This is a genomic window from Myroides pelagicus (assembly GCF_009711055.1).
Classification (GTDB): domain Bacteria; phylum Bacteroidota; class Bacteroidia; order Flavobacteriales; family Flavobacteriaceae; genus Flavobacterium; species Flavobacterium pelagicum.
Genome location: NZ_WMJY01000056.1, coordinates 1 through 11,441, shown reverse-complemented (window position 1 = coordinate 11,441; position 11,441 = coordinate 1). Strand labels below are relative to the sequence as shown.

Annotated in this window: 7 protein-coding genes; 3 read left to right on the top strand and 4 right to left on the bottom strand. The window is 35.7% G+C overall.

What is annotated here, in order from left to right:
• The first annotated feature begins 315 nt into the window (after positions 1-315).
• On the top strand, positions 316-1,203 hold the full coding sequence (locus GJV77_RS14115; RefSeq protein WP_155036973.1) for a helix-turn-helix transcriptional regulator: 888 nt from the start codon (positions 316-318) through the stop codon (positions 1,201-1,203).
• A 163-nt stretch (positions 1,204-1,366) separates the two neighbouring features.
• Here the strand turns inward: GJV77_RS14115 and GJV77_RS14110 are convergent, their stop codons facing one another.
• From GJV77_RS14110 to GJV77_RS14095, 4 genes are all read right to left on the bottom strand, one after another.
• Positions 1,367-2,743 (bottom strand): RagB/SusD family nutrient uptake outer membrane protein, encoded by a 1,377-nt coding sequence (locus GJV77_RS14110; RefSeq protein ID WP_240142892.1) that lies wholly within the window; start codon positions 2,741-2,743, stop codon positions 1,367-1,369.
• Between the two features lie 18 nt (positions 2,744-2,761).
• The gene (locus GJV77_RS14105; RefSeq protein WP_155036972.1) at positions 2,762-5,809 is read right to left on the bottom strand and encodes a SusC/RagA family TonB-linked outer membrane protein; all 3,048 of its coding nucleotides are present in this window, start codon (positions 5,807-5,809) and stop codon (positions 2,762-2,764) included.
• Between the two features lie 107 nt (positions 5,810-5,916).
• Positions 5,917-7,284, bottom strand: a complete 1,368-nt coding sequence (locus GJV77_RS14100) for a sensor histidine kinase (protein WP_155036971.1) — start codon at positions 7,282-7,284, stop codon at positions 5,917-5,919.
• Between the two features lie 2 nt (positions 7,285-7,286).
• A complete protein-coding gene (locus tag GJV77_RS14095) occupies positions 7,287-7,964 on the bottom strand; it encodes a response regulator transcription factor (RefSeq protein WP_155036970.1) in 678 nt (225 codons plus the stop codon).
• Positions 7,965-8,665: 701 nt separating this feature from the next.
• On the opposite strand from GJV77_RS14095, the gene GJV77_RS14090 reads away from it, so the two are divergent.
• Both GJV77_RS14090 and GJV77_RS14085 read left to right on the top strand, forming a co-directional pair.
• The gene (locus GJV77_RS14090; RefSeq protein ID WP_155036969.1) at positions 8,666-9,697 is read left to right on the top strand and encodes an efflux RND transporter periplasmic adaptor subunit; all 1,032 of its coding nucleotides are present in this window, start codon (positions 8,666-8,668) and stop codon (positions 9,695-9,697) included.
• A gap of 637 nt (positions 9,698-10,334) precedes the next feature.
• A complete protein-coding gene (locus tag GJV77_RS14085; protein WP_155036968.1) occupies positions 10,335-11,357 on the top strand; it encodes a threonine aldolase family protein in 1,023 nt (340 codons plus the stop codon).
• The last annotated feature ends 84 nt before the right edge of the window (positions 11,358-11,441 follow it).

Sequence of the window (11,441 nt, the reverse complement as noted above, 5' to 3'; positions counted from 1 at the left end):
TTTTAAATGCTGTTGCATTTATTTGTTGAATCTAAGACAGGATTTGAATAGAGTTTTTTTTAAAGAGTGTTTTTTGGCATGATTTTATTTAATATTGTTATAAAATACTAGTTGTTAGAACTTTATAATATAAAAGTGTGCGGTAAGTAAAGAATGTATTTGTTTGTTAATCGCAATTTGCGTATTTTTAAGTGTGCTTTACTCAAAAAAATAGTAGTTTCACCATTTTTATTTGTTAAAAAAACAACTAAAGCTATATCTTAGCATTCCAATTAAGGTTTGCTATGAGCAGACGACACAACTTAAATTGGAAATATGAAAAAATTGCGCTATTACTTCTTGCTCTTGAATTTTATTAAAAAAGGAGCATACCCCACAAGAGAAGTTTTATTAGAGTATTTGCAAGGATACGATATCGAGATTAGCGAGCGAACATTGTACCGTGCAATAAAAGAGTTAAAAACAGATTTTGGTGTAGAGGTCAAATTAGATGTAAAGAGAAAAGGATATTTTATACCTCTTCGTTATTTGGACGAGACCAATATGGTATTGAACTGTATTACAAGTTTAGTATTAAATGATGTCTTGGCTAATTCTCAAAAAGAACGCGTTGCTGTTAGTCCGTATATTGAGTTTGAAGATAAAGTAGGTGTAGTGCCTATTGAGCTGATTCAAGTCTTGTTTCAAGCGATGATTAAGAACTATAAGACAACAATCAAATACCATTCACAGTATAGCAATAGTGTAGAAGAACACTTAATTTCTCCCTTATTTTTTAAACAACACCACGGAGTGTGGTTCTTAGTAGGAAAAGAAGGTAGAGATTTGAAGTGCTTTGAAATGGAACGTGTAGTAGAAGTGATTAAAAGTAAAGAACGCTTTAAAGAAAATATTGAAAGGATTAGGGCTCACTACTCTGAAATTATTGGACTACATTTGGCTCAGACAGAATTACAGACTATCGTATTATCTTTTGATAAATACTACAAGAACTATCTAGAGTCTATTCCATTACATCATTCACAAGAATTGACAATGGAGGAAGATGGTGCTAGGTTTAAGGTTAATTTAAAAGTAAGACCGAATGAAGATTTAAAACAGATTATTTTAAGGTTTGGTAAATCCGTAAAAGTGGAACAACCAATGGCTTTAAGAGAAGAAATAATAGGAGAATTACGCAGAGCTATAGAAGTTCACGTGTAATCTTAAAAGTACATTAATTGGGGAATTAATGTTAAGTATTGCTTGCGAGGGTGTTTTTCAAATTTTAAGCAAGCAATATGGTTAGTTTGTTTCTATAAATAGCAGGCGGGGGCCTGCTATTTATTTTTACCTTAGCCCCGTAAGTATAACAGGGCAAATAGGACTATTTTAAATTTGGGTTGGCTTGTATCTCTTTTTGTGGGATAGGTAGCTGATAATTTTCATCATTTGGCTCAAGGACTTTCTGATCTTGAGATGTGATTAAATCAACTATATCGCGCTGTATTGCTTTACCTAATCGTTTGCTATCGAAGTATCTATGTCCTTCAAAAGGTAGTTCTAGCATTCTCTCATTTAAGATATTCTCTAGTGTAAGTGCCGTATAACTACTATCCTGAGTAAATCGATTATTTCGAAGCGTATTGATGTCCTCTAAAGCTTGTTGTTGTGCTCCTTGTTGAAAGTAAGATTCTGCACGTATTAATAAAGCTTCACTACTTCTGAACACTTTATAGTCATTGATACGATTGCTGTTCTCATTTCCACCATATTTGTTGATACTTCTGTTGTCATCTTCATCAATAAATGTAGCATATCGAACATCTGTAGTAGCATTGTATTGATTTTTTAGTTTGTTTGAAGCGTAGAATAATGTCTTTCCTGTTGCGTAGTTATACCATAAGGTATTTGGACGTATTTTATCTTCTGTATTTCTCTTTAGTTTGAATATTACTTCATCATTGCTGGTGTCTGTCCATATATTAGCGTAAGTGTTTACATTAGCTAGAGGTGCGTTATCGATCACTTCTGTACTGTACTTGATAGCCAATATATAGTTCTTTTGATATAAAGCTACACGAGATGCTAAAGCATTGATTCCCATTTTTGTTAATCGGTGATTTCCTGTTGTATAAGCCCCTGTTAATTCATCGGCTTGTTCTATATCTTTCCATAAGTTTAGGTAATATTCGCTTAGTGTTATTTTTCCTGGTTTTTGAAAGATACCTGCCTTAGTAACATAAGGTATAGTCAAAGTACTGCTAGCTAAATAGTCTCCTGCGCCAAATACACGGTGCAATTCAAAGTGTATTAAAGCGCGTAATCCGTGAAGCTCTGCTATTAAATTGTTTAATTGATTTGTTTCTTCTGTATTAGTTGCGGGCACTTTATGTACATTCTCTAGTAGTGTATTGATACTATAGATGTGATTGTAGTAGTTTTTCCAAACTTCTAACAGGATATCGTCATCTGAGGCGAATGTCCAACGATGTAAGTTTACCGCATACCCATCTACACCATTGTTTTCGGGTGCTAGCTTGTTTTCATCTGCTAGTATAGATCCGATTAACGCATTGTATTCTAAGTTTAGATCGCTATAAGCTCCCAAAACTCCTTGTTCAAAGTTCTTCACAGACTTATAGATATGCTCTGAATCTACATTGTCTGTTGGGTCAATGTCTAACATGCTATCACAACTAGTGAATGTCACTAGTGCGATTAGCATCGTTAGGGTATATTTGAATATTTTATCAACTTTCATGATTATCGATTAATTGAATTAGAAAATAACTTTTAGACCTGCTGTGAAGGTGCGTGGTAGTGGATACTCGTATTCGTACCAGTTGTTGTCATCTTCAGGATCTTGACCTCTCCATTTGGTCCAAGTTATTAAGTTTTGTCCTTGTCCGAATATATTGATCTCTTTGATATAACGATTGTACTTTCCTAAATCTTTGAATTTGTAGTTAATGCTTAAATTTCTTAGTTTTAAGTAATCTGCTTTTTGTAGCTCTCTGTCTGTCATGTATCTAGGGTGAGTAGCTCCTGGATTGTTGCTTATGTCTCCTGGATTTTGCCACATATCCAACATAGACGTAGATTGATTGTATATTCTATAGTTTGGATCAGCTGATGTTCTATAAAACTCTCCAGTGTTTAGTCGATACATACCGTGTATGAACGAGAACAAAGCGTTTACTTCAAGGTTTTTATAACGAATATTTGTTGTAAATCCTCCTTTGATTGCTGGGTCATAAGATCCTTTTACTAATACTGCATTATCTGGTTCAAATGTTGTAGTCACATTTCCATCCTTATCTAAGTATAGGGGTGCTCCTGTCTGTGAATCTACGCCTGCCCAACGCACCATGTAAAAGTGTCCTAATGATTCTCCTACTTTATGAATTGAGTAGTCTTCTGTGATGATCTCATCTTCTTCTCCTAGGCTTAGGATTTTATTCTTGTTATAAGCAAAGTTAAGACCTACATTTACATTCCAATCAGATTGTTTGATGATATCTCCTGAAAGGCGTAGTTCTATTCCTCGGTTTCTGATTTTACCCATATTGTCTGCGATTGACTCAAACCCTGAGGTTATAGAAAGACTTCTGTCTACAAATAAGTCACTTGTAATACGGTTGTAAAAATCTACTTCTCCGACTAATCTATTATTCCATAGACCAAATTCTACACCAATATCTAGTATTCTATTCATCTCCCAATTGTAGTTTGGGTTTCCAGGTGTTGTAGGTACTAGAGAAATTTGTCCATTATACTGTCCTGGCCCATATAGTCGTCTATATCCAAAATCACTAGCAAATCCATTAGCATTTCCCGTTAACCCATAACTAGCTCGTATTCTTGCCATTGATAGTACGTCAATATCTTCTAAGAAGTTCTCTTGTTTGATATTCCAGCTTGCACCAAAGGCATAGAAATATTTATATCTATTGTCTGATGGCACACGCGATGAACCGTCACGTCTAAGGCTTGTGCTGAAGGTATATTTGTTTTCAAATGAATAGCGGACTAAGGCTAATTGAGAAAGTAATAAGTTTTCTGATGTGCTACCACTAATCTTTGGTATAAAGTCATTTTCGGGAGTTCCTGGTGTTGTACCTCCTGCATTTCCATCTAGTCCTCCGATTAATCCATACCCTGTAAATCCGTAGTAGTCATATTTCTGTCTATTCATCTCCATTAAGGCTATAGCTTCAATCTCATGAGCATCCCATCGATATTTATAGTTTGTACCGAAGTTGGCCACTACACCGATATTTGTTTGATCTCCTTGACTGTACATTCCTTGACCTCCTTCTTCTACTAAGTCTCCAAAGTAAGTGTCTGGTTTGATGATATGTGTGTTTGATATTTTTGCATAATCCACACCGATTGTACTTGTCAATTTCCAGTCTTCTGTTAATTCATAATTAAAGTTGCTACCGACTACTCCTCTAAGTTGCTTTTCTTTGCGTGTAACATCTTGATACATTTGCAATGCATTGGTTCCAAATCGATTAACGCCTGGTGTCAAATTGCCGTATTTGTCATAAGGATTTTCGTAGGGTAGGGCAAAGTATAAAGACGCAACTGGATTCGTCTCACTCACGTCAAAGTCTGACTCTGATACATGGCTGTTTATACTAGCTAAATTTACAAAGAAGTTTGTACTCAAACGACCAGATTGATGTTGTATATTACTATTGATATTGAATCGCTCTAGATCTGAATTGTACAGTACTCCTTCTTGTTTGAAGTAGTTTACTGAAGTATAGTGTTGTGTATTGTCAGTACCTCCATCAAAAGTTAGGTTGTGAGATTGGGTAATACCATTGCGCATCAACTTTTTCTTCCAATTGGTATTGGTTTGTTTTAATTGAGCAAGTTTGTAATCTCCTTCTTGATAGTCTTGTTCTGTTTTTAGAACTTGTTGTCCATTAACGATCTTATAAGGGTTATTGCGTGAGTACGCCCAACCTGGCATATCAGGATCTTTTAACATCTCTTCAAATTGTAGGCGCTGATCTGTATTCATCATATCCCACTTAGAGTTGTTTACATTCGAGAATCCATATTGTGTTTGGTAAGTTACACGCAAGTCTTTTTGTTCGTTATCCCCGCGCTTAGTTGTGATTACGATCACACCATTGGCTCCTCTTGACCCATATTGTGCCGTCGCTGAGGCATCTTTAAGTACTACTAATTCTTCGAAATCATCTGGATTCAGTGATGAAAAAGTAGCCGCCGAGATAGCCATACCGTTTAAAATGTATAGGGGAGTGGTCTGTTGATCTTGTAGTGAGCCAATTCCACGAATAGTCACACGACCTGGTGTTCCTGGCTGACCTGATGGCGATGCTACATAAAGTCCTGGCACTTGCCCTTGAAGAGCTTGATCTACTGAACTTACCTGAACTGTATTGATGCTTGCCGCTTCTATTTTTGCAACTGATCCCGTTGTTCTTGCTTTAGACTGTCTTGTATATCCTGTGATGATAATTCCATCTAATAAGTTGTCTTCTACTTCCAGCTCTATTCTCGATGGAATATCGTTAGCATCGACTATTATTTCTTGTTCTACATAGCCTAAATAGGTAATCTTTATAACGACTTCATTATTTTGCTTGGGATCAAGTTCGAATGAACCTTCTTCACTACTAAACAAGTATTCGTTGCTAGTGGTGTTTTCTATTGTTACACCTGGTAGAGGCATTTGTGTTTCAGCATCTACAACAACCACTGTTTTTTTGCCAGGGTTGTTTTGTGCAGCTATCCCTAGTGTAAAGCATAGCATAGCAACGGTTAATGATCTTTTAATTCTTCGCATATAGTGTTAAATAAGTATTGCGTTAATTCTTTGGCAAACTTATTAACCTAGTATTAGAAGGAATTAAAGGACTTCTTAAAAAGGGATTAAAAAGACATTAAAATATTCTAATCTCTTTTAATATACGGTATGTAGATTGTTACAGTTGTAAACTTATTTAATTCAGAATCAATGGTTAATCGTCCTTTGTGAAGATTAATGATTTTGGAAGATAGAGAAAGTCCTAACCCGGTACCTTTTACCCCAAAAGCATTACTTGAACGGAAAAATGGAAGGGTTAGTTTTTCAAGATCTTCTTTTTTAATACCTATTCCTTTGTCTGTCACACTGATGACGATCTCTTTGTTTGTAGTAGTCATGTTAAGATCAACGGTTTGACTGTTAGAGAATTTATCGGCATTTAGTATTATATTTATAATAGCCAGTTCCAAGAGTTGACTAATTCCCTCTAGGTATAGACTGTGTAGGTCTTGATCTGTGTCAATGTTTAGATTAATATTAATATCTGACTTTTGTGCAATTAGATGATCAATTGTCGCAAACCAAAACTCTTCAAAACATATAGGGTTTAGCGTGTAAACACTACTGTCTATTTGCGAAAGTGCTAATAGATTACTAATGATTTGATCCATGTGTATGGCATCTTTGACCACCCCTTTGAGTACTTGTTCATACTCTTCGCGTTCTCGGGGTTGACGCAAGGCTATTTCAGCATTGCCCAATACTGATGCGATGGGTGTCTTTAATTCGTGAGAAGCATGAGAGGCAAAGGCTTGTTGGTTTTCAAAGGATTCGTGTAGTCGTTTAAAGAGAGTATTAATTGTTTGACTCAGGGTGTGTATTTCATCTTTAGACATTCCCTCTGTAGATATGGGCTCTTCGAGCGTTTTTATGTTTTTGTCCTGTATGTGATAGATGATATTTGTAATCGGCGTAAGTAAATACTGTGCAAATAAACGGGATAATAAAAAAGTGATTATTAAGGCGATAAGCAATCCCATTAGCATGACTGTTCGCAATTGATGCAATGCGGCACTTCCCATTTCATCTATAGCCTTTGCCATGATGATAAAGTCTCCTTCATTGTCCTGGTAGTAAATCCCTACGATATAGACGTTATTTTTTTTCTTGTAGAGTTTGTGTTCTTTAGTAATTGTGGAGAGTAGTGATTTGTCCCATTTCAGCTGTCCTTCACTGATGAATGTAGGGGTATAGTCTCTCGCGTCATAGATGCGTATTTCTTCTTTGGGCAAGGTACGAGGAAATTGCAAGCGTACCTCATTGTACTCGTCTGTAGTGAAATTGTCTTCGGCAAGATAATTATGACCTACAGTCACAGCTCTGTCTTCAAGCTGACGGTAGAAGTTCTTTTGCCACTGTGAAGCGACAATAGTATAGATGGTCACCAATACTGCTAAGAGCAATATGGCAAATAATCCGAGAAATTGTAAGGACAATCGCGTGCGTATTTTCATAATCAGTCTTCGTCTTTAAGTATATATCCCATACCGATCACAGTGTGAATGAGTTGACTCGAAAAGCCTTTGTCTATTTTCGTACGCAGATAGTTGACATAGACATCAATCAGATTGGTACCGCGGTTAAAGCCGATTCCCCATACAGCTTCTGCTATTTGGGTACGACTGAGTACTCGGTTTTTATTTACTAAAAAATATTCTAGCAACATATACTCTTTTTGCGTTAACGTAATTTCTTTATTGTCGCGCGTTACTACCTTTTTGAAGCAATCCATTTTCAAGTCTTTAGCCGTATAGTTGAGGGTAGGCACAGCCATTTGGTTGCGTCTTGTAATTGCCTTTATACGTACAAGTAGTTCCTCAAAGTGAAATGGTTTAGTCAGGTAGTCATCTGCTCCTTGATTGAATCCATTGAGTTTATCCTGAATAGTAGACAAGGCAGTTAACATCAGAATAGGGACGTCTGATTTGTATTTCTTGACGTGATTGCAGATTTCAAAACCATTCATATTGGGAAGGATCACATCAGTGATAATTAAGTCAAACTCTTGTTCCATTGCCAATTTTAAACCCATAGTTCCTTCATAGGCTAAAGTTACTTTGTGCTGGCTCTCTTCAAGTCCTTTACGGATAAAGTTTGATACACTTATTTCGTCTTCGATCAATAGAATATTCATACTGCGGGTATTTTATATAACAAATGTATAATTTATATGGTAAGGAATTGGTACAAAAGAATAATTATTATCACTTGAGTTTATGGTGTTTTTGTTTCGATGGATAAAGTTTTTTTAGGCATTTCTGAAACATATCCTTTTTTGAGCAGAGATATTAATGATGTCTGCTGGGTGAGATGTTTTGTTTGACGTATGCAAAAAGTACTTAAAGAAGGGCGTTGTACATCTACGCTGTTGCTTTTTAGTAGATTTGAAATTCTTTAGGTTACTATAAGGTTTATATTTTGTTTATTAAAGGTAAATATACTTAGCTTTTTAGTAGGCTAGCTGCTCAATGCTTAGCTAGTACTACTTTTTTTCAATCAATTAGAATTTTTGGCTCTGTTTTTGTTACTGTGTATTATGATTACATAGTGTAATTTATTTGTTTTGATTTGTGGATGAGGGTTCTGCCCTCTATCCATGAGTTATATCTTGAAAAGAATCAATTTTATTTAAAGGATTAAAGTGTTTTTAGTTAGGTTAGAAAGCCATCTGTTTGCAGGTGGCTTTTTTGTTTATAAGCAACTAATCTTGTACATCGCTTTATAAAGGAAGGTTATTGCATTTAGTTCAAGGGAATAAATGACTTATGCTAAATAATAATAAACTCTTCATTATCTTTGTCTTTTAGTCGTAATTATTTGATATATAAATAGTATATGAAAATACAACAATATATAACCACAGCTATTGCTGCGCTTTTTCTAGTCTTTGTAGCTATCTATGGATATCGTACCAAGTCAGATGATAAGGGAGAGGACAAGGTGATAGTGCAGGAGCAAAGTATCAAAAGAATAACAGATACCTTGACCGAAAAGCCAATTCGCGTACAGTGGAAATGGAGTAAGGAACTGTTGATAGTCGCTCCGTCTTCGGGTTCTATACATCAAGTAATGGTAAAGAATAGACAGTTTGTCAAAAAAGGAGAAGTAATGTTTCAACTTTTAAGAGATGTATCTAAGGTAAATCTCGATGCAGCCAGCAAGAGAGTAGCCGAATTAGAACAAGATATTTTGGAATTGGAAAAGAAACAAGATACAGATAAGACTCTTACAGATGCGCAGCAGGTTAATTTGAATTCACGTTTAGGGGTGTTAAGGCATGCTTTGGTATTGGCTAAGCAAGTAATGAATGATCCAGAAAGTAAGACTAGTACACAGATTGTTAATGTCTATGCGCCTATTGACGGATTGGTAGATCATCTATCGGTTGCTTTCGGAGGGGAAGTAGGAGCCAAGCAATTACTTTCTTATCTAATTCCTTATCAAGCTGAAGTATTTCCTACAGCTGAACAGGCGAAGTATATTGGTAGGCCTGATTCAAATCATGTTCAGCGTAGTTTTTTGTTTAACTACAATAACCAAAACTATGTTCTTGGGGAATTACAAAAGGAAAAGGAAGATGGATATACCGCTCAAGGCATTGGTCTCAAAGGAGCTTATAATGATACGTTGACTCTCCAGGCAATGTTTGTGAGTCGATATAAAAACAGTGTAGCAATTCCACAGACAAGTGTGGAGGTTGTGGGAGATCAACTATATCTATGGACGGTGGATAGTCAAGGAGAATATAAGAAGAACGAAGTTATGGCGCTAGGTCAAGCGGATGATACTTACTATTTTGGTGATATCCTCGATGTAGAGACGTTTGTCCTAAATCCAATAGCTATAAAAAAAGAAGAAGCAAAATAAAAGAAAACACAAGTCAAATAACTGGTGTGAAAAGATAAAAGAGGTTGCCCTTATGGAGTGACCTTTTTTGGTTTGCCTATCTTCAATTTGTTTATGTCTTTTAGATGACATAGTGGGAGATTTGTTGATTTTTATTTAGCTAAACAATTGATGATTACTTTTAGAAAAAACGGTATATTATTCTTTTAGAAAAACTACTATTTTTCGAAAAGAAGGTCATTTGTTTTAGCACAGAGTGATTCAAAGTAATCTTATTTGTTGCCAAGCTTCTGCTATAGGTGCAGTATACGAGCCCAGAAGCATCTTCTTGGCAAGGAAAATGCACGCATAGGTCAAGAAAGCAAGGAAAGAATATAGTTATAAGTCGATTATCAGTTACAAATATCTGTTTGCTGTTAGAAGGGAACGAGTTAATACTTTTCTAGGTAGAGAATGTTAAACTACTTTTTTGAAGTCTGTACTATAGTTTGTTATGTTTTTCGGATGGTTATTTATTTTCTTTTTAAATTATAGTTGTGATCGCAAGCGAAGATTGTCATATCGCTTTTTTCAAAAAAAGATAATTCAGTTGCTTTAGTGTAATTTTGAGATTTATTAAATTGGGTCCACTTTAACCAAGTTCAATAATATATAAAAGATGTATAGTTTTAAAAATGATTATAGCGAAGGATGTCATCCTTCTATCTTAGATAAACTTGTAGAGACAAATCTAGTACAAGATTTGGGGTACGCAGAGGATAGATATACTAAGCTCGCAAAAGAAATCCTAAGAGAAGAAATGAAATCTCCAGCGGCAGAAATATACTTTGTATCGGGCGGTACACAGAGCAATTTATTGGTTTTGTCTAGTTTATTGTTGCCTCATCAAGCAGTAATTAGTGCGCATACAGGGCATATTTATGCTAATGAAACAGGCGCAATTGAAGCGACAGGTCATAAAGTGATCCCTGTACAAACAACAGATGGAAAACTAACAGCATCTGCCGTAGAGCAAGTGGTTCGTCAGCATGGTTTACGTCCTCATGTGGTACAGCCAAAAGTAGTTTATATTTCTAATTCGACAGAAATAGGGACAATTTATACCAAACAAGAGTTAAGTGACCTTAGTCAGTGTTGTAAAAAGAATGATCTTTATTTGTTTGTTGACGGTGCGCGTTTGGGACACGCATTAACAGCTCATAATAATGATCTGACGCTGGCAGACCTAGCTGCTTTAGTCGATGTGTTTTATATCGGAGGTACAAAGAATGGTGCATTGTTGGGAGAGGCTATTGTCTTTAGTCAGGAGACCTTAGCGAATTACTTTGATTATAATCTTAAACAACGGGGAGCTCTCCTAGCTAAAGGAAGAATAGTAGGGATACAGTTTTTATGTCTCTTTACGGACCATTTGTATTTTGATTTAGCACGTCATGCTAATGATATGGCTTATCGTATTCAACAAGCTCTTCAAGAGGCGGGGTATGCCTTTTCTGGGGAGTCAACAACAAATCAACTCTTTCCAATTTTACCCAAATCTTTAATTGAGAAGCTGCAAAAGCAGTTTGATTTTTATGTATGGGCAGAAGTCGATGAATATCAATCTATTATTCGATTGATTACTTCATGGGCTACCGATGAGGCTGCTGTCGATCAGTTTATACATGCCATAAAGGAGTAGTTTGGCAAAATAAAAAATCAGTCTTTTAGGACTGATTTTTTTATTATACCGTGAATTCAAGTTATAAATGCAACATTAGTCATT